Source organism: Bartonella elizabethae F9251 = ATCC 49927 (genome assembly GCF_000518165.1).
GTDB lineage: Bacteria > Pseudomonadota > Alphaproteobacteria > Rhizobiales > Rhizobiaceae > Bartonella > Bartonella elizabethae.
On sequence record NZ_JADB01000002.1, the window covers coordinates 19,410 to 39,671 of the forward strand.

Sequence of the window (20,262 nt, forward strand, 5' to 3'; positions counted from 1 at the left end):
CTTTTTTTAAAGGCATACCATGTTAGAATAAAAATCTATTGTCCTGAAAGGAAGCATACATCATGAGCAAAAAATCCCCCCCCATGACAAAGCTTCAGGAAAATTCTTGCCGTTTTTCTTCTTTCTTGTTTGGAACTTTATGTATTTGTTTTTTCTTTCTCTTTAGTGCATTAGGCGTATGGCAAATACAACGGTTAAACTGGAAAACAAATCTTATCACCAGCGCCAATCAGCGCGTTCACTTATCCCCCATAAAAGCCCCTAGGAAAGATCAATGGGCTGAGGTTACTTTTGAAAAAGATGAATATCGACCGGTTGTGATCACAGGAATTTTTTTAAAAAATAAAAATATTTTGGTCACGGCTGCGGCTCAAAACACCACGGGTTACTGGGTTTTGACTCCTTTACAAACCGCTGACAACACACTGACCTTTATCAACCGTGGCTTTATCCCTATGGACGAACGTAACAATTTTCAACACTCAGAGCCATCGCATACACATGCCTCATCTCAGCAAGATTCTACCACAAACACAGAACAAACGACAATTATCGGTTTATTACGCATGAGTGAAAAAAATGGATTTTTTCCACGCAAAAATAACCCTGACAAAAATGTATGGTATACGCGTGAGCTTCCTGCTATGGCAGAAAAACTTGGGTTATCCACTGTTGCCCCTTATTTCATTGACGCTAGAAAAACATCTCCACAAGCAAACCTTCCCATCGCTGGTCTTACGATGATCCATTTTCGAAATAATCATCTTGTTTATGCAATCACGTGGTTTATTTTAGCTGCTGGTATGTTAGGCGCTTTTATCTTTCTGCTACGACAAAAAGATTAAAAAACAACCAGTAAAATATCCATCCCCAATATAGTTTTCATTAAACAGTTTGGCCTTTTCATAATAAAGAAGATCTTAATTCTGTCATATTGAGCGTTTAAACTGCACAAAATTTTTAATAAGTAATTATTTGATTTATAACAATAATTCTATCTTTTATAACTTAAAATAAGACCTCAAATATTCGTAAGACTCTCTTTTTCTTCAAATCTTCTGACAAAACCAGCAAAATCATTCTCATGCTCCCTCCACAAGTAAAGAGAACCATACAGATAAAATCATTGAAAATAAGAAGATCAATACTTTCTTCCTCTCAAATGCCAAATATTGTTAAAGCACGTGTTCTTAAAGTATAAAGAGAATGAACGTTCTAACCTCACACCTTTAATTACAGATTATGGATCTAATGGATCTGTTATACTATTCACAAAGTGATTTACACGACATTCTTCACAAAACAACCATAAGTTGATTCATTGAAAAATGCTTACTTTAAAATAAACGCGCGTAAATGCACCCTGTAATAGTATTTTATTTTGCATGAAAAGCGTAATCTCATTAAAAAGGCAATACCCAAAAATGTGGGACAATGTGTCATTTCCACTCTTAAAAAAACGTTCTATTACAAACATTGTAATGCTTTTACAAAAATATAAAAATTAAAAATGGCAGAAAAAATGAGCACGCATTTCTACCATTATCATTTCATATTCTTGCTGATTATTTCCCGTCTCTCAAAGATAACTCAAACGGGTATGTGGATCTCGCCTTCATCGCACATAGAAAAGCAAATACAACAGAAACGTGCAGAAACGTTTTGTATTTCAAGCCTGCTATAAAGGTAAAATTGAGTTAAATGAGACTTTTATCCCTATCAACAACACCTCCAATGATGGCATTTTACAGTATAAGAAAAAAGGAGAATCATCGTCTATTTTAAAAAGACAGTTTATCCTTTCAGTGTATTTTGCTAAAGGCTTGTGCTACAAATGTATAAACTTATTTTGCTAAAATTTTAACTCTTTTTTTAAGGCTTCTGTTATGGGTGTTGTTGCCAAAAATTTTCCCATACCTGATCTTCATCGGGTTCAAAGGGTTCTTCTTTCTGTGTCTGATAAAACGGGGGTGGTCGCCTTTGCAAAAGCCCTTTATGCGACTTACAATGTTGAATTGATTTCAACAGGAGGAACAGCCAAAACTCTCATAGCTGCTGGTTTACCTGTAAAAGATGTTGCTGAAGTTACTGGATTTCCTGAAATAATGGATGGGCGTGTAAAAACACTCCATCCTTTGATTCATGGTGCTTTGTTAGGGGTAAGAGAAGATCCTAGCCATAGGGAAGCTATGGAAAAAAACGGCATTCATGGAATTGATCTCTTGGTGGTAAATCTTTATCCTTTTGAAGAGACCCTCCACTCAGGAGCTGATCCACAAACGATTCTTGAAAATATTGATATCGGTGGACCGGCGATGATTCGCGCTGCAGCAAAAAATTATGCTTATACCGGTGTTGTAACAGCGATAAATGATTATGATTCGATTCTAGGGGAATTAAAACAGCATAACGGATGTTTAAGCTTATCCATGCGCCATCAGTTAGCAATGCGTGCATATACGCACACCGCTGCTTATGACACGGCAATAGCAGCATGGTTTGCACGAGATTTAAAAATTGAAACACCATCATGGCAAAGTTTTTCTGGTCATCTTGAAAGTGTTATGCGCTATGGGGAAAATCCACATCAACAGGCAGCATTTTATCGCAATAATGAAAAACGTTTTGGCGTTGCCACAGCAAAACTTTTACAAGGCAAAGCGCTTTCTTATAACAATCTGAATGATACAGATGCAGCCTTTGAGCTCGTCGCAGAATTTGATCCGCAAAAAACCGCTGCTGTTGCTCTTATTAAACATGCCAATCCTTGTGGTGTGGCGGAAGGGAAAAATTTGAAAGAAGCTTATTTGAAAGCTCTGATGTGTGACAATGTATCAGCATTTGGTGGAATTGTTGCTTTAAATCAAACCCTTGATGAGGAATGTGCAGAAGAAATTGTTAAAATTTTCACAGAAGTGATTATTGCGCCTGATGCAACAATGGCGGCACGTGAAATTATTGCTCGTAAAAAAAATCTTCGTTTGCTCATTACAGGGGGCATTCCTGATCCCCGTTGTGGAGGACTTCTTGCAAAAACACTTGCAGGAGGTATTTTAGTGCAATCACGTGATAATGTAGTGGTTGATGATCTTAAATTGCAAGTGGTGACAAAACGAGCACCAACTCAAGATGAAATGCGTGATCTTCAATTTGCTTTTCGTGTAGCAAAACACGTTAAATCAAATGCTATTGTATACGCGAAAAATAGTGCAACAGTTGGCATTGGCGCTGGACAAATGAGCCGCATCGATTCAGCAAAAATTGCTGCAAATAAAGCCGCAGAAAGTGCAAAGAGAGCAGGCTTAACAGAGACTCTTACAAAAGGATCTGTGGTTGCATCCGATGCATTTTTTCCTTTCGCAGATGGTTTATTAGCAGCAGCTGAAGCAGGGGCAACTGCCGTCATTCAACCAGGAGGTTCCATGCGTGATGAAGAAGTTATCACGGCTGCGAATGAACAGGGTTTAGCCATGGTTTTTACAGGAATACGACATTTCCGTCATTAACAGCACTTTTTCTATAAATATTAGCAACATGAATAGTGTCGGTGATTTTATCTTCTATATAAGACAAACGCTTCAAGGAATTTTTCATAGATCCTCGGTCGATTGATAACCATTGAAATAGGAGGGGTTATTCAATCGAGAGAATCTACCCATGATAAAGAAGTTATTACCACAAAAAATGTACATAATTTAGCCATTGTTTTAGGAATAAGATATTATCGTTATGAGGGGATTTAAATGGTTGCCTTTTTACGTGCGATGCATATTAAAGGGTTTTCTTTTCTGTAGATGCATACCTGTTATGACATTATAGCACAACTATTTTTAGTAATATGCTCTATTCTTAAACTAAAGAGTGTAACAAAGTTTGAGTACAGGATATGAATATTCTACGTTCTTATAATAATTGGCGCCGTTATCGTCGGACCATTAATGCGTTAAGCCGTCTTTCGATATATGAACTCAATGACCTTGGCATTTGTCGAGGTGATATTGATTCAGTTGCGCGGCGCTATTCGCGTAAATCTTTCTAAGAGTCGTTTAGAATATTTGAGAGCGTATTTTGCTATAAAGGAGCGAGCATCTTGAAGCTTGGTTTTATGGCCTCGTTTTTAGTATAATAACACTTTGATAATAACACAAAGCAGAAGGAATTTTTCCCGAGTTCTTTAGTGTAATGTTGTTTCTTGAATTCTCAATGTTTCTATGAGGGGCGGCTTTTGATTTATCAAGAATGTGCATTATTTTGCGTGCTTGATGAAAGACTCTAATGTCCGAGTATCTTATTCTCAATCTATTTATATTAATCAATTATAATCCTGTCTCTTGCACGTTATCAAGCGAGTAGCGCGCGGTGTATGGAATAAAACTGCACAAAAAGAAATTAAAAAGAATCGTCTCAAACGCCAAAGGCTGTCTCGCAACATTAAAAGCAGCTCTAGGTGTGTGATGATGCCAGCGTATTACTCTATAAGCAACCATAATGTGAACAAAACCAAGAATATTGATCACGACAACCCCCTCCAGAACTTTTTGAAGATAAATAACCGTTTAATTTTCTCTTAACATCTTTAAAGAATGAAGATTCTTAAAATCAGTACCAATCTGTCAAATGGTCTGTTAACACCCCCGTTTCCGCTAAACTGCCCCTCTTAGCACTAGCACATGAGATTCTATAGGCAAATTTTGCCTCAAAATATTCATCCCACACACTTACAAAAAATACTTCCGTGTATAAAAATTTACACAGTCCTTCAATAAGGGATATATCCCCCATAAACGATGATATTTTAGGACACGAAAATAAAACACAATAGACGATAAGAACGATGTTCTGATTTTTTATCAAACGGCTTTACGGATAAAACGCCAGCGAACTTTTTCCTGAAATGCAGGGCGAAAATATAAAACGATCTGCTGTGTCCTTTGCGGACCTGTTAATTCCGCAAAATCAATTGAATCTTCAAGACAAATATCCGCATCAGGCGATATAAAATACCATACTTTCTCGTCCTCTACGTGTCCGTCCTTTACCGCTAAACACACACGCTCACCATCATAGTTAACCTCAACTTGTGGATGAAGATGAAACCGAACAGCAACATGATCTTGTTCACTTTGCGCCCTTTTATGTTTTTTCCCCTCTTTATTGGGCATAAAAAAGCGATCAAAGCCTTCGATCATATCCCCACTCGTCGCCAAAATAAGACCACGCTCATGAATAAGATTAAAGGGTCGCACATAACCATTATGGCTCGCAATAAAACCTGTTTTCTCAGAATCCTCTATACGGTGCACTTGAACTTCCCTGGGTCCATCAAACAAAAGAGAAGCGCTATTTTTCTTTTTTTTATAAAAAGTACCCACCGAACAATCATTAAGCGTCGCTGTTGAATGGGCCGCAGTAATACGCCCTAAATGTCGATAGTCCTCCCGCCCATCAGGGTTAACACCGGTATTGATAATAAAACGGTGTCCTTGTGAAGACATTTCAAAAGACAAGCATCCTGAACAAGCTTGCTGTGCTACAAAGCGTGGTGGAAATTTTCCCGTATCGGCAAGAATTGTTGTTTGATTGGCTTTTAAGCGCTGAAATCCTGAATAACGCGCATAACTAAAAGGATGACCTCCTGTTTCATCAAGCTCCAAAAGTGTTGATAACCGTTCCGACGCGAGGGGACCAACCCCATTAAAATGCGCTAATGTTTGATCCTCATGGATAAAGAATCGCAAAGCTGGCAACATGCGCTCAACAGAATCAATCAAAATACGGGGTGCTGTTTCATTGCTCCGCATAAAAAGGTAACGTAAAGATAATAAATCTGATAATAAATTAAGCAAAATGATAGGACTACGGGAAATATGCCCACCATCAACCAAAATCTGAAGCGAAAGCTCTTCTATAAGCGTGGTTTGGACCTTTTTTTTCACGGCTGCAGAAACAGGTAACGCAAGAGAGGCAAACGTCAAAGCCGTTGCTGCTTGTAAACGTTTATCATCATGATCCATACTGCAAATTGTTACGCGCAAATAACGGAATTGCAAACCAAGTGCACGTAAAAAGCGTTTTTCAAACCGCTCGCTTGCCCCTTCTAACAACATTTTTGAGTGACAAATCCACGAAATCAAACGCCGCGCTACAACAGGGCCACTCCAAGCAAGCCCTTTTACCTTTTTGCCAGCATGGTCTAGCCAATCTTCTAAAAGAGAACGTGCATGCGCTGCAGCTAAATCACTTTCTGCTGCTTCCATATGGCGCAACCAATGAAAATCATGCAGAGCCGCTTCCCATTCAGGCGTTGGCGGAACCAATGAAAAGGGTGAAACAGCACCAGAATGAACAATATGACCAGCAAAAGCAAAACGACCGTGATAAAATTCATGTGCCATCATCGGATCAGCCACATGCAAATCAATGGGATGGGCTAAAATTTTATGAGGACGAAACCCTGAAAACCGCCAACGAAACAAGGGCCCAACCCATAAACGCCGCATAACATGCTGTAGCGTATCGATACAGGCTGCTATTTTTACCTGAGGAGCTTTTACCGCAACCGCCAAAATTCCATCTCCATCTATGCTGAATCAAATACAATTTCGACCATTTTTGTAAATGAAGCGTTAATTAAGCAATTTTTCGCAAGCGCGCGGCAAAAAAACCATCCATTCCTAAAAAGGCAGTTTTCTCAGCATCAAAATTTTTATGACAAAAATCCGCCGGAGTCGTGCGCAACATCCCCTCACCAAGCAAATGTGTGAGCTCCCCCATTTCTTCTGGATCAATAGGGTCTAAAACAATATCATCGCGTGTTGATAAAATTTTCTCAATAAGATCTTCACCTTCTTCTCTTGCCAACGAACAATTGGAAAAAACAATCCGCCCTCCCTTTTTGACCAAAGCAATTGCTGTGACAAGCAAATCATATTGCAACGCCGCTAACTTGACAACATCATCTCTCGATTTCGTCCATAAAATATCGGGATGACGACGGATCGTTCCTGTAGAAGAACAAGGAGCATCAAGAAGAACCGCATCAAACAGCTGTGTGGGATGGAAATTTCTCACATCCCCCTGCCAAATGTGAACGGAAAAATGCAGCCGTTCCATATTTTCTTTTAAACGCTTGACGCGGTTAGCAGAAAGCTCAATGGCTGTCACCTCTGCTCCCTGCAAAGCCAATTGTGCTGTTTTTCCCCCAGGACTCGCACAAAGGTCAGCAACATTTTTACCCCGAAGCTCTCCTAATAAACAGGCAGGCAACGCTGCAGCAAAATCTTGAACCCACCACTCCCCCTCACGATAGCCTGGTAAATCAGAAACAGAACACGCCAAACGATTCAATCGAACAGATCCATTGGGCAATACCACACCGCCAAGCCTCTCTGCCCATTCAACATGATCAGACTTTACTGTCAAATCGAGCGGAGGCTCCACACTTTGAATTTCTATAATTTGACGCGCTTTTTTTATTCCATAAGTTGATACTAAAAGCTCTCCAAACCACGCTGGAACACCTTCAATGGTCGGAATTTGTTGGCGTAAAGATGCCGCCTCACGTGCAACATTGCGCAAAAGAGCATTTACCACCCCTGAAAAACGGCGCATACGAGGATCAAGTTTCGCCACACGCACAGCTAAATCAATAGCGGCATGATCAGGAATATCAAGATAAAGAATTTGCGCCACACTGATATGCAAAAGATGCTGAAGTGACAGTGCTTGTGAAGGCAAAGGGCGCGCTAAAAAGCGCGAGAGAGCCGCCGCAATCGACCCTCGATGACGCAATGACGTTGTCAAAATAGCCCGACACAATAAACGATCTCGTTGTGAAAGTTTTAAATATTGTGGGTGTCCGTTTTCATTATCCGTTAAACCAGAAAGAGGCGTATCCTTATCAACGACCGCCCCTAAAAGACGTACACACACCTGCCGAACAGCCAATCCTGGAACATCTTTTTCAGACACATGCCCCGCTTTTTTGTGTTTCAAAATAACACCTTTATATCACTGCTTCCTCAAGAGATCTCCCAGAAATCTCCTCAAAAATTTCATGAACGAGAACTTTTTGAATTTTCATAACGAAGCCAAGAAGGACGTTTTGTGACCCGCTGAAAAGTGTCATCTTCTTTCTCACCTGATGCATGAGCCTGACTGCGAAAATCTTCATAATTTTTCTCGTTGCTTTTCTTATTTATAGCGTCTTCTCTATTCCATCCGCCACTTTCAGCAAGAGACCCTCTCATCTCTTCTGCTTGCCGATAAAGAGCAGCAATACGATTTGCCGTTGCTGGATGTGTTGAAAAAAGACTATCGGCTCCCTCACCGCGCAAAGGATTGATAATAAATAGATGCGCGGTTGCTGGATTATGCTCTGCTTCTTCATTGTAAACCCCATGCCCTCCATCTGCAATTTTACGCAATGCTGAAGCCAACCATAAAGGATTACCACATATTTCAGCGCCTCTCCGATCCGCAGCATATTCACGCGTACGACTAATAGCCATTTGTACGAGCATTGCAGCAAAAGGTGCCACGAGCAATGCAATAAATCCTCCAATTGCCCCCCCACCATGAGAATCTTCCGAAGAGCTACGCTGCCCTCCCATAAAAAAAGCAAAATTACCAAGCATTGAAATTGCCCCTGCAATCGTTGCTGTTAGAGTCATGGTTAAGGTATCACGATGCTCAATATGTGCAAGCTCATGCGCCATAACACCAGCAATTTCTTCTGCACTTAACCGCTCTAACAAGCCGCGGCTTGCAGCCACAGCGGCATTTTGAGGATTACGTCCTGTTGCAAAAGCATTCGGCTGCGCGCTATCAAGCACATAAACCTTTGGTTGAGGAAGAGAAGCTTTTTTAGCTAAATCGCTTACGATTTTATAATAAACGGGTGCGGAATGCTGATCAACCTCACGCGCCCCGTACATACGTAAAACGATTTTATCTGAATTCCAATAAGAAAAAAAGTTTAAACCACTTGCCATTAAAAGAGCAATGACCATGCCACTGCCCCCTCCAACAAGATAACCAACCCCCATAAAGAGGGCCGTTAAAAAAGCCAAAAGCATGGCTGTACGCATTATGTTCATTACTCAAAAAACTCCATGATAAAAGTCTACCAATACTATATGATGGGGTTTTCTTTCTGCTTCTTCAATGGAATAGGTGTAAAATGAATAAAAAAGATGAAAAAACAAGCCCAAAAAATTCAACTATTGTTAAACAGCAATGTCTTCCTCCCGCAGCACAACGCGCCCTTAAAGAAGCTGAAGCAAGGCGAAAAGACGAAGCAAAAAAAGAACACCCGTTGGAAAACGGTGGACGCGGCGGCAAAGACCCTTCCCGCTATGGAGACTGGGAAATTAAGGGCCGCGCCATCGACTTTTAAAGCCATAAATTTTCAAAATTGAACTTTTAAAACAACCAACGCCATTTTAGATAAATATTCTTTTAAAGAAGATCCGTTTTTGATTTACAAAAACGGATAATATTTATTCTCTTAGAATTTTTTTTAAAAGCGTTGATTAAGCAGCCATGCTTCTTATTCTGAAGCAGATTCTGCGTCAGCCGCAGCTGCTGCTTCCTCTGCTGCCTGCTTTGCTGCTGCTATACGTTCTTGTGCTTTTTTACCCGGTTCACCTTTATGTGGGTTATTGCGAGTTGGACGCTTTTTTAAGCCAGCCGCATCTAAAAACCGCAAAACGCGATCTGTTGGTTGAGCCCCTTGCCCAAGCCAATATTGGATACGTTCTTCATTAAGTTTCACCCTCGGTCCATCTTTAGGCAACATTGGATCCCATGCACCAACACGTTCAAGAAATCGCCCATCGCGCGGACTACGAACATCCGCAACAACGATATGATAATAAGGACGTTTCTTTGAACCTCCACGGGACAAACGAATTTTCAATGCCATATTTTTCTCCTATTGTCAGCTCTGGCTTTCGTTTAAATTGACTTTTTTTGTTTTTTGCTCTTCAGCAATAACTTCATGATGACGCACAACTTCTTTAATAATAAACTTTAAAATTCTTTCAGCAAAATCAGGATCAAGATGACTTTCCATAGCCAATTGCCGCAAACGTGCGATCTGATGTTGCTCACGCAGAGGATCTACTTTAGGCAAATCATAACGGGCTTTTAAGTGCCCAACAGCTTTGGTACAACGAAAGCGCTCTGCTAAAATATGAATCAAAGTTGCATCAAAATTATCAATAGATGCTCGTAAATGCGCCAATTCGTTTAATACTGTTTCCTGCATCACATTCCTTTCCCTCTTTGCATCTTATTTTTTCTTAAAATGCTGAGGAAGTTTTCCCCTATCGGCAATGCCATTGGAAAGACCAGGAAATGTAGGATCACGTTTGGGAAGTCCGGGCAAGAGGTTCCCTCCATGACCATTTTCAATCTGTTTTTGAAGCGTTGAAAGTTGCTTCATATCCAATCCCGATAAATCAGGCACAGCTGAAGAATCTGCACCTCCCATCCCTCCAAAACCCATTTTGGAGCCAAGGCCTCCTAACATTTTTCCCATAAAGCCGCTTTTGCCTTTACCACCCATGGCTTTCATCATATCAGCCATTTGGCGATACATCTTCAAAAGTTTATTAATATCAGCCGCCGTTGTCCCAGACCCCTTCGCAATTCGTTGTTTTCGGCTATGTTTTAAAAGCTCTGGATTCGCACGCTCTTGGGGTGTCATGGATGAAATAATAGCCAATTGACGATTAAACAAACGATCATCAAGACCCGCTGCCGCAATCTGCTCTTTCACCTTACCCAATCCTGGCAACATGCCCATAATACCACCCATTCCACCGAGTTTTTTCATTTTCTGCAACTGTTCTGCAAGATCATTCAGATCAAATTTTCCGGCCTGCATTTTTTTTGCAAAAGCAGCAGCTTTCTCATGATCCATTGTTTCCGCAGCTTTTTCAACCAAAGAAACAATATCACCCATTCCGAGAATCCGGTCAGCAATACGACTGGGATGAAACTCTTCCAAAGCCTCTATTTTTTCACCGGTTCCAATGGCTTTAATTGGCTTGCCTGTCACAGCACGCATAGAAAGAGCCGCACCCCCACGCCCATCACTATCCATCCGTGTTAAAATAATCCCTGTAATCCCTACACGCTCATCAAAAGAACGCGCAAGATGGACAGCATCTTGCCCCGTCAAACTATCGGCCACCAACATAATTTCGTGAGGAAGAGAACATGCTTTAATTTCAGCCAATTCAAGCATCAAAGCTTCATCAATATGATTACGTCCTGCAGTATCAAGAAGAAGCACATCATAACCGCCCAATTTAGCAGCTTGCACAGCACGTGATGCAATATCAACAGGCAATTGTCCCGCAATAATGGGCAAACTTGCAAGTTTTGCTTGTTCTCCCAATTGGCGCAATTGCTCCTGCGCAGCGGGACGACGTGTATCTAATGACGCCATAAGAACTTTTTTATTGTGCTTATCAGTGAACCGTTTTGCAAGCTTTGCTGTTGTGGTGGTTTTTCCTGAACCTTGCAAACCAATCATCATGATAACAACGGGCGCTGGTGCATTCAAATCACTCAGAACGCTCTCATTTCCAAGAATACGAACCAATTCGTCATGAACAATTTTAACCACCATTTGGCCTGGTTTAATTGATTTAACAATTTCAGCCCCAACCGCTTTTTCCCGAACCCTATCAGTAAAAGAACGAACAACATCAAGAGCAACATCAGCTTCCAATAAAGCGCGCCGAATTTCACGCAGCGCCTCTGCAACATCCTGATCTGACAAAGCGCCACGCCCCGTCAAATGAGACAGGATAGAACCAAGTCGCTCTTGCAAGGATTCAAACATTATTTACCTCATTGTTTCCGAACAAAGTTGCAGAACAAACAAACCAAAAGAGCACCCGAGAACGCATCGCGCCGTCGAATGTTGACCTCTGAGATCTCTTCATACCCTTGCATTGGGGTCTCAGTCGGTGGCTCCAAGTTAATTTTGTCACTGAAAGCTTGCTCCTTCAAACAATAAAACCCCAGCTTTGTCAAGTTTTATCATAAAATGTCTTTATATGAAGAAATAAAAACAACAAATATTACACTTCAAAACTTTCAACTTCAACACACATAAAACACCCTGTTTCCTGTTCCATATTCCATAATTTTCCGCTAGAGATATCAAACCAAACCCCATGTAATGTTAAAATACCTTGATCTTTTCGAAACTTTATCCACGGAAACGTCTCTAAATTTCTCAACGAATGACGAATAGAAAGCTGCTCTAAAGCTGTTTGTTTTTCCGGCCAAGACAGCGACTTATTATTCAAAACAATTTCTGCGGCTGGCGCTAAAAGACTAATCCATTGGCCAATAAAATCATTTGACGATAAAGATTTACACGTCTCCTTAAGAGCCGTAAGAACGCCTCCACAATGGGCATGACCAAAAACAACAATATGTTTCACCTCAAGCAATTGTACGGCATATTCAAGAGCCGCTGATGTTGCATGATATTGATTATCAGGAGAAAAAGGAGGAACCACATTTGCCACGTTGCGCAGGGTGAAAATTTCCCCTGGTTTAGCATCAAAAATCATTTCTGGTACAGCACGCGAATCACAACAAGCAATAACCAAAACTTCAGGTTTCTGCCCTTCAATTGCCAATTGCTGATAATCTGCTGTTTTATATAAAAAATGATTATTTATAAAGTTTCGGTAACCACTTAAAAGTCTTTCTGGTAAACGGGTCATTCTCTCTTTACTTCTAATTCTCTCTTTACTTTGATTTCGTATATTTAGAAAAAAAAACTATTACCATACAAAAATACTAAAAAGTCCCTTTTGTTGATGCACAATATTTCTTTAAAGTGCAAATTATTACTAAAAAAGAGCAAAAACAAAGTCATTCTTTTCAAATAAAGAGCTATTTTCTTTAAGAAGAAAATGTTACAGTATAAAAAGATATAATGGTCTTCTAATGTGAAGACAAGAAAAGACCTCTAAGAGCAAAAAAGGGAGAGTAAATGTGTTACAACAAAAAACAATAGAAACAAAAAACACACCAGACAAAATAGAAAAAATCCTTTTTGCTCAAACCGATAAAGAAGATATCGCTTATTACGAAAATAAAGAACTTCAAAAAGCTGCAGCCATTGCAGTAAAGGCTTTTAATCTCCATCAGGCAGGAAAAAATACTATCTGCTTTGAACAAAATTTAACCCGCAACAACAGACCTATAACTGTTATTACCCTTGTCAATGATAACAAACCCTTTCTTCTTGATTCTATTTTAAATCTCGTCAATCAACACAAAAACCATATTTATTTGATTGCACACCCTATTCTTGATTGTGCTTCTGGAAAACGCATCAGTCTGATGCAAATTCACATCGAGTCTTTAAACAAACAGCAAATCCAAAAACTTGAACATGAACTCACCTTAGTTCTTGAGCAGGTTAATGCTGCTGTACGAGACTGGAAACCTATGCTTGAAGAAGTTGAAAAGCATATTCATGCCTACCAAACAAGTCTTCCCTCACATTATAAACAAGAAGGCGAAAAGGCTATTGAATTTCTTCACTGGCTCACAGATGATAATTTCATCTTCCTTGGCATGCGCACTTACAACTTTATCAAAGATCAGAAACCTATAAAATCTTTCACAGCGAGTAACGTCGAACTTGGTATACTCGCGGATGCTTCTATTCATATTGTTGACGATGAAAGTATGAAAGAACCACCCCAGGAAGTCTTATCCTTTATGGAAAGTAATAACCTGTTTATTGTGACAAAAGCGAACAGCCGCTCCAAAATTCACCGTTCTGTTTGGCTCGATTATATTGGTCTTAAGATCTTTGATAAAGCAGACCAGCTCTGTGGGGAATTACGCATTGTAGGGCTTTTTACCTCTTCAGCTTATACGCGCTCTATTTTGCAAATTCCTTTCTTAAAAGAAAAAGCTCAAACCATCATTCAACGCCTTGGACATAATCACGCTGATTATTCAGGAAAAGCCCTTATCAGTGTTTTAGAAACCTATCCAAGAGATGAGATGTTTCGCGTTGATGTTGATACACTAACAGAAAATGCTAAACTTATTCTGCAATTAGACGAACGTCCACGTTTGCGCGTGCTTGTCCACACTGATTCTTTTGGACGCTTTGTTTCTATCCTTGTCTATGTACCCCGTGACCATTACAGCAGCAGCCTCCGTGAAAAAGTTGGCGAACATTTTGTTGAACTTTACAAAGGCGACTTTTTTGAATCCTATCCGCTATTTCTGGAAAGCACTCTTATCCGTGTCTATTATATTATCCATCGCAAAGTAAGCGAAACTGTTCCACTTCACGAACGGACCACACTTGAACAACATGTTCGTTCAATCGCACGAAGTTGGGAAGATAGTGTCCAAGCCATCGCTCTTACCCACAAAACAACAGAACCACAAACCCGCCTAGCCAGTGAATTTCCCAACAGTTATCGTGATTTATTCTCAACAGAAGATGCCATTAAAGATGCCGGACATATTCTCAGTCTTCATGATGATAACCCCCTTTTCGTGACCTTTTATCACGCGCAAAACAAAGAAAAACAGAACATTTCTCTTCGTCTCTTTCACCGCCATGAAGCCCTTGCTCTTTCCAAACGTGTTCCATTGCTTGAAAATATGGGATTTCGTGTTATTGCTGAACAAACCCTTGAATTACCAGATGGCAACGGGCAATCTGTATATCTTCATGATATGCAATTAGAGAGTACTTTCCAGCTCAGTCTTGATTTTGAAAAAGACGGTCAAAAACTTGCCGAAACTTTTGAAGCCATTTGGGCACAAAATGCTGATAATGATGCCTTTAATGCCCTCACCCAAACAGCTGAACTTGATTGGCATGAAATTGTTATTCTGCGCCATTACGGGCGCTATCTCCAACAAGCTGGAATTCCTTACTCGCAAGATCGCGTCGCCCAAACTTTAAATGCTTATCCTGACATTACCAAAGAGCTTTATGCTTTATTTCATTTAAAGTTTCATCAAAGCCATACAGAAAAAGAACGAGCAAAAAACCACCAGGTTATTCAAAAGCGCATTGAAGAACAATTGCAGAAAGTCTCTGGTTTAGATGATGATCTTATCTTACGCCGGTATAGTAATCTTATCGATGCGAGTTTACGAACAAATGCCTTTACACCTCTTAGCGATGGCAGTCCACGGCGTATTTTAGCCACCAAATTAAATCCACGCCAAATTGAAGGTTTGCCTGAACCACGTCCTTATCGAGAAATTTTTGTTTATGGACCAGAAGTTGAAGGAGTCCATTTGCGTTTTGGACCTATCGCTCGTGGTGGCATTCGTTGGTCTGATCGCGCACTCGATTATCGCACTGAAGTGCTAAGCTTAGTCAAAGCTCAACAAGTTAAAAATGCGGTTATCGTTCCTGCAGGGGCAAAAGGTGGATTCTATCCCCATCGCCTTCCTCAAACAAGTGATCGTTCTGTCATCATAGAAGCAGCACGACAAGCTTATACGGACTTTATAACAGCTTTACTCTCCATCACAGACAATCTCATTCACGGCAAAATAACTGCGCCCCACAATGTCATCTGTCATGATGACCCTGATCCCTATTTTGTTGTTGCAGCCGACAAAGGAACAGCAACCTTTTCTGATACAGCCAACGCCATCAGCCAAGCAAACCATTTTTGGCTTGATGATGCTTTTGCCTCTGGCGGCTCAGCAGGTTATGATCATAAAGAAATTGGGATTACAGCGAAAGGTGCATGGGAAGCTGTTAAAAGACATTTCCGAGAATCCTTTAATCAGGATATTCAAACAACGCCCTTCACCTGTGTTGGTGTTGGCGACATGTCTGGTGATGTCTTTGGCAATGGAATGCTCCTTTCCAAACAAACAAAATTGATCGCCGCTTTTGATCACCGAGATATCTTTATTGATCCAGATCCAAACATAGAGGAAAGCTATGCAGAGCGTACGCGTCTCTTTAAACTACCTCGCTCAAGCTGGCAAGATTACGACCAAAGCAAATTATCAAAGGGCGGCGGTATTTTCTCACGCAAAGAAAAAACCATTACGCTCTCCCCTGAAGCAGCAGGGGCCATTGGTTTCGAAAAACAAACAGGAACCCCCTTTGAAATTATCTCTGCTCTTCTCAAAGCCCCTGTTGATCTTTTATGGTTTGGTGGCATTGGGACTTACATCCGCGCCACAACAGAAAGTGATGCCCAAGTAGGTGATCGTGCAAATGATGCAATACGCATTACCGGAGAACAAGTGCGTGCAAAAATTATTGGTGAAGGGGCTAATCTTGGTGTTACGCAGCGAGGACGGATTGAATATGTCTCAAATGGTGGTCGCTGCAATACGGATGCCATTGACAATTCAGCCGGTGTGAATTGTTCTGACATTGAAGTCAATCTCAAAATTGTTCTTGCATCAGCACTTCGTGCTAAAAAACTCACCCGCGAAGAACGCAATAAGCTCTTGAAAAAAATGACTCCTCAAGTTGAACAACTCGTCTTACGCAACAATTATCTACAACCCCTTGCTCTTTCTTTAGCAGAAAGCCAAAGCACTGCTGATTTACCCTATCAAATACGCTTTATGCACGATTTGGAACAAAAAAAGCTTTTAGATCGCAGAGTTGAAGTACTCCCTGATGAGCAAGTTTTACGGCAAAGAATAACTCAAGGCAAAGGTCTTATCCGTCCAGAACTCGCCGTTATTTTTGCCTATGCTAAATTAACGCTCAAAGAAGAAATTGCTCATAGCCCCATTGTTGATGATCCCTATTTCAACAGAGCCTTGCTGAATTATTTTCCAACCCAAATTCAAGAAAATTTTGAAAAGGAAGTCATTAACCATCAATTGCGTCGTAATATTATTGCAACGCTGATTGCCAATGATATTGTCAATCGTGGAGGTCCGACTTTTGTTAAGCAACTCCACGATGCAACAGAACAAAAGACTGAAAATATTATTCGTGTTTTCATCGCCATCCGTGATGGTTTTGAAATTCCTCAACTGTCTGATCAAATTGATAAGCTTGATAATAAAGTACCCGGTCTTGTCCAAAACAAACTCTACGCAGCAATGACCCCAATGCTCTTTGAAACAACAAATTGGGGATTACATAACATGGATCTCTCACATCCATTAGAAGAAATTGTAAAAACAATAAAACAAGCCCGTAATGTTATCGAAAAAGAGCTTATGCATTCTCAAGATAACGATATTAAGCAAAAGATTGAAGAAAAAGCACGACACTACAGTGAAGAAGGGGCTCCAAAAGCATTAGCAAAACAACTGGCTCTCTTGGAAGCTGCTCCAACCATTTGTGATATTTCTTTAATTGCAAAACAAAGCAACAGCGATCTTATTAAAACCGCAGAGATCTATTTCTCACTTGCGCAAATCATTCGTATCAACCGAATTAACGAAGCAAGTCGTATTATTCCTGTAGTAGATTATTATGACAGTATGGCTTTAAGCCAAGCCAAAGAAAGTATTTCCGAAAGCCTACGGCAAATCGTCATTAAAATTCTCAAAAATTATGGAAAAAAAGAGGATCCTTTTACCACTTGGAAAAAAACAAACGAAGATCATATTCACAATCTTACAAACCGCATTAGTGCCCTTATTGAAAATGATCTCAATATTTCTCGTTTTACTTTTGCAGCAGGGTTGATTTCTCAACTGCAAAATACTGGCTTTCAAACTTAACATGAATATAAAACGCCCCAGTTAAAAACTCCCGTTCCATCCCACCAGATAAAACCAGCAAAGATGAAGCGGGCGTTTTTGTTTTGAGATGCAGCCCCCAAAATAAAAGCCTCGCTCTTTATCACAACAGAATTACTTATAACAATTTCAAAACGACAACAGGAATGGATTTTAACAATTGATTTCTCAACGTAAAAACATCTAACTTTCAGATTTAAAAGCAGCATGTTTGAGACAAATATTAAGAGGATTCAGTACTTTATGATCTGTCTCAGCTTTTATATACTAAATTGGAGCGGAGAAATTGCGTATCTCAGTTTGTGTAATCTCTAAAACGATAGACAATCTCATTTAGGGAAAACATGGAGTTTTAAAAGTATAAATCTGTTCCCATCCTTACCATCATTTTTTAATTTAGCTTTACGGATTTCAAAAGAATTTAGAGCGATGTCTTTTAAAATAATGGCGATTTTTGATTGCCTCACGCTTTTGTTTATCACGTTCTTTAAGAAAGTTACAACTTTCACATAAAACAAAGCGCCCCAAATAAAATACACTGCGTCGCATATTCATTGGCGTGTTTTAAAGCGACATTTCTCAAAGCACCCAAGTCCATTTTGTGCCAGCGCTCGTGAATGATATAACGGGAAATCCACTGAACACCATCATCTTTTATACTCATGAAAAAGTAAGCCGGCACCATCACATATTTTTCTAACCCCTAATATGCGATACCTTTAAACCATTGAGACGGTTCATAAGAGGCATTTTTAGCCCTTTCTTAAGCAAGTGATCCACATGACTTTGCCATTCACAACATACAAGGAGGAAGGATTTTGTTTGATTCAATATGAACAAGATTGAAATGAGAAAGCCTTAAAATCTTCAAGACTCTCATTCAACATATAAGACAGTGAACACTTTTTATAAAGCAATACCTATCCATACAGACGCTCTTACTCATTTCTTCTCAAATCTAAAGTGGAGCAAGACGACCAAGTTCTAAAAATCCCAGTTTGACCCACCCATGACTAATAGTTAAGGAAAGAATTGGAGAACCATCTGCATTTTTAGGCAGTGTACTCAAAATAAAAAGTAGCGCTTGAAAATTATCCGTTTCTTCAGGAAACAAATGTTGCAAAGCCTCAAGAAACTTCACGTGCTGTATACAAACAATTTCAAATGTTGCTGACAAATATCCTTCATCATCAAAAGAAAAAGGTCCACTAATATGCACCCCACCACCTGTATGAAAAGCCAATTTAGCATGCTTTAAAATGCCATTTTTCCCATACAAATGCTGTTTCCAATTTTTCCCTTCATTTTCAGATAAAAGAGAGATATCATTTAAAATCCATTTCAAATTTCCATCGATTTTTGGAACTTCAACAAAAGAAGATGTAAAAACTGGAGAAACATCAAAACCATCAAAAATGATATTTCCTGAGAAATGCTTCTTTTCATGTTTAAGATCAAGACGCAAAAATTCTGTCGTTATTTTTTGAGAGACATTTTTGGAATCTAATGGCTGGGAAACCCCATCAGGACTATCTTGTGATGATAGCTGATCTTCAACATTTTGTTGTGTTGTTTTTTTGTCTGTCGCTTTTGATCCCAATGCTTCTTGAAGCTTTTGATCCTCAAGAAAAGAGGAAAGAGGAGAAAGTTCAAGCCCTTCAGCGATAACCTTCAATGTCTGACCCGTTTTCCAATAAGGTTCTGTTTCAATCACCAACTTACGCCAATGGGATACGATGGAAGTTTTCCCAGAAAAAACAATTGATGCAGGAGAATCAACATTAAATTCGACCAAATGAGGAGCATAAATTGGTGCACCAGCTGTCAAACGCCCCGTCGATAAAGAAACTCCATATAAAGGCCAAGAAAATTGAAACTTGTCACAAACAACACCAATCCGTAAAGGATAACCATTCTTGCGCACATTCTCACACACGGCCACTCTATTATCGGAAGATGCTTTTGCGGATATATCAGAAACATAGTTTTCTATTTTACGTGAAAAAAAAACCAGAAAGTGCTATAAATGAGGATCAGAGCAAGACAAAACAGCCCACATAATAAATAGCGCAAAGAAAAACTTTTTTGTGATGATGGTATTTGAGAGGACGTAGACAACTTTAAAACTTTCTTTATCTTTTGATTTTCACCCCACCCTAAAAAGGATAAAGTTTCTTAAACATTCACCAATCTATAAACAATCCAGCTTCTTAATCTATTGGATTTTATCTACTGACCACGTTATGGAGGTTATAATCCTCCATCCTAAAGTACAGCACTTCACGCGCTCAAGAAGCAAGAATGTCTTAAGAAAACCCTTTACACCTTCTAACAAAAAATGCCTTATATGTAAAGTTTTACATGCGCTGTCTATCTTCAATCTTAAACGACATTATTTTACAGTCAACAAGAATGACAATGACAAATTGATTTACAGTAGTAACTTACTGTTTTGCATATTGAATCGAGAGTCCCGAATATCGTAAGATTCTCTCATTTCAAACC

General features: G+C 39.7%; 14 protein-coding genes. 5 read left to right on the forward strand and 9 right to left on the reverse strand.

The window, feature by feature from the left end; all coding sequences use genetic code 11:
• Nucleotides 1-62 precede the first annotated feature (62 nt).
• The 3 genes from T429_RS0102480 (at nucleotide 63) to T429_RS10265 (ending at nucleotide 4,039) form a co-directional block, all read left to right on the forward strand.
• Nucleotides 63-845, forward strand: coding sequence for an SURF1 family protein (locus T429_RS0102480; RefSeq protein WP_005774237.1), 783 nt, complete (start codon nucleotides 63-65; stop codon nucleotides 843-845).
• Between the two features lie 1,041 nt (nucleotides 846-1,886).
• The gene (gene purH, locus T429_RS0102485) at nucleotides 1,887-3,506 is read left to right on the forward strand and encodes a bifunctional phosphoribosylaminoimidazolecarboxamide formyltransferase/IMP cyclohydrolase (protein WP_005774951.1); all 1,620 of its coding nucleotides are present in this window, start codon (nucleotides 1,887-1,889) and stop codon (nucleotides 3,504-3,506) included.
• Nucleotides 3,507-3,886: 380 nt separating this feature from the next.
• The gene (locus tag T429_RS10265) at nucleotides 3,887-4,039 is read left to right on the forward strand and encodes a DUF1127 domain-containing protein (protein WP_005774241.1); all 153 of its coding nucleotides are present in this window, start codon (nucleotides 3,887-3,889) and stop codon (nucleotides 4,037-4,039) included.
• A gap of 277 nt (nucleotides 4,040-4,316) precedes the next feature.
• Here T429_RS10265 and T429_RS0102495 read toward each other — a convergent pair whose 3' ends face one another.
• From T429_RS0102495 to htpX, 4 genes are all read right to left on the reverse strand, one after another.
• On the reverse strand, nucleotides 4,317-4,517 hold the full coding sequence (locus T429_RS0102495) for a hypothetical protein (protein ID WP_026500849.1): 201 nt from the start codon (nucleotides 4,515-4,517) through the stop codon (nucleotides 4,317-4,319).
• A gap of 333 nt (nucleotides 4,518-4,850) precedes the next feature.
• Nucleotides 4,851-6,566 carry a heparinase II/III family protein gene (locus T429_RS0102500; RefSeq protein ID WP_005774952.1) on the reverse strand — a complete coding sequence of 572 codons (1,716 nt, stop codon included), beginning with the start codon at nucleotides 6,564-6,566 and terminating at the stop codon, nucleotides 4,851-4,853.
• A gap of 64 nt (nucleotides 6,567-6,630) precedes the next feature.
• Nucleotides 6,631-7,995 (reverse strand): RsmB/NOP family class I SAM-dependent RNA methyltransferase, encoded by a 1,365-nt coding sequence (locus T429_RS0102505; protein ID WP_005774953.1) that lies wholly within the window; start codon nucleotides 7,993-7,995, stop codon nucleotides 6,631-6,633.
• Nucleotides 7,996-8,054: 59 nt separating this feature from the next.
• On the reverse strand, nucleotides 8,055-9,098 hold the full coding sequence (gene htpX / locus T429_RS0102510; protein ID WP_005774246.1) for a zinc metalloprotease HtpX: 1,044 nt from the start codon (nucleotides 9,096-9,098) through the stop codon (nucleotides 8,055-8,057).
• A gap of 83 nt (nucleotides 9,099-9,181) precedes the next feature.
• Here htpX and T429_RS0102515 point away from each other — a divergent pair, with 83 nt between their 5' ends.
• A complete protein-coding gene (locus T429_RS0102515; RefSeq protein WP_005774247.1) occupies nucleotides 9,182-9,397 on the forward strand; it encodes a DUF1674 domain-containing protein in 216 nt (71 codons plus the stop codon).
• A 153-nt stretch (nucleotides 9,398-9,550) separates the two neighbouring features.
• On the opposite strand, the gene rpsP is transcribed toward T429_RS0102515, so the two are convergent.
• The 4 genes from rpsP to T429_RS0102535 all read right to left on the reverse strand — a co-directional run bounded on the left by rpsP (nucleotide 9,551) and on the right by T429_RS0102535 (nucleotide 12,755).
• Nucleotides 9,551-9,925 (reverse strand): 30S ribosomal protein S16, encoded by a 375-nt coding sequence (gene rpsP, locus T429_RS0102520; protein ID WP_005774248.1) that lies wholly within the window; start codon nucleotides 9,923-9,925, stop codon nucleotides 9,551-9,553.
• Between the two features lie 15 nt (nucleotides 9,926-9,940).
• Entirely contained in the window at nucleotides 9,941-10,270 is a 330-nt protein-coding gene (locus T429_RS0102525) for a chorismate mutase (RefSeq protein WP_005774249.1), read from the reverse strand.
• A 24-nt stretch (nucleotides 10,271-10,294) separates the two neighbouring features.
• Nucleotides 10,295-11,857, reverse strand: coding sequence for a signal recognition particle protein (gene ffh / locus T429_RS0102530; RefSeq protein ID WP_005774250.1), 1,563 nt, complete (start codon nucleotides 11,855-11,857; stop codon nucleotides 10,295-10,297).
• A 241-nt stretch (nucleotides 11,858-12,098) separates the two neighbouring features.
• Entirely contained in the window at nucleotides 12,099-12,755 is a 657-nt protein-coding gene (locus T429_RS0102535; RefSeq protein ID WP_005774251.1) for a carbonic anhydrase, read from the reverse strand.
• 274 nt (nucleotides 12,756-13,029) lie between these two features.
• Between T429_RS0102535 and T429_RS0102540 the strand changes: the two genes are divergently transcribed.
• Nucleotides 13,030-17,739, forward strand: a complete 4,710-nt coding sequence (locus T429_RS0102540) for an NAD-glutamate dehydrogenase (RefSeq protein WP_005774252.1) — start codon at nucleotides 13,030-13,032, stop codon at nucleotides 17,737-17,739.
• Between the two features lie 976 nt (nucleotides 17,740-18,715).
• On the opposite strand, the gene T429_RS0102560 is transcribed toward T429_RS0102540, so the two are convergent.
• Nucleotides 18,716-19,729 carry a DUF2125 domain-containing protein gene (locus T429_RS0102560; RefSeq protein WP_409359706.1) on the reverse strand — a complete coding sequence of 338 codons (1,014 nt, stop codon included), beginning with the start codon at nucleotides 19,727-19,729 and terminating at the stop codon, nucleotides 18,716-18,718.
• Nucleotides 19,730-20,262 lie beyond the last annotated feature (533 nt).

What these genes read in the sequence shown, in the direction of transcription:
- purH (WP_005774951.1), top strand. Translation starts at nt 1,887, where the DNA reads ATGGGTGTTGTTGCCAAAAATTTTCCCATACCTGATCTTCATCGGGTT.
- T429_RS10265 (WP_005774241.1), top strand. Translation starts at nt 3,887, where the DNA reads ATGAATATTCTACGTTCTTATAATAATTGGCGCCGTTATCGTCGGACC.
- htpX (WP_005774246.1), bottom strand. Translation starts at nt 9,098, where the DNA reads ATGAACATAATGCGTACAGCCATGCTTTTGGCTTTTTTAACGGCCCTC.
- ffh (WP_005774250.1), bottom strand. Translation starts at nt 11,857, where the DNA reads ATGTTTGAATCCTTGCAAGAGCGACTTGGTTCTATCCTGTCTCATTTG.
- T429_RS0102535 (WP_005774251.1), bottom strand. Translation starts at nt 12,755, where the DNA reads ATGACCCGTTTACCAGAAAGACTTTTAAGTGGTTACCGAAACTTTATA.
- T429_RS0102480 (WP_005774237.1), top strand. Translation starts at nt 63, where the DNA reads ATGAGCAAAAAATCCCCCCCCATGACAAAGCTTCAGGAAAATTCTTGC.
- rpsP (WP_005774248.1), bottom strand. Translation starts at nt 9,925, where the DNA reads ATGGCATTGAAAATTCGTTTGTCCCGTGGAGGTTCAAAGAAACGTCCT.
- T429_RS0102525 (WP_005774249.1), bottom strand. Translation starts at nt 10,270, where the DNA reads ATGCAGGAAACAGTATTAAACGAATTGGCGCATTTACGAGCATCTATT.
- T429_RS0102515 (WP_005774247.1), top strand. Translation starts at nt 9,182, where the DNA reads ATGAATAAAAAAGATGAAAAAACAAGCCCAAAAAATTCAACTATTGTT.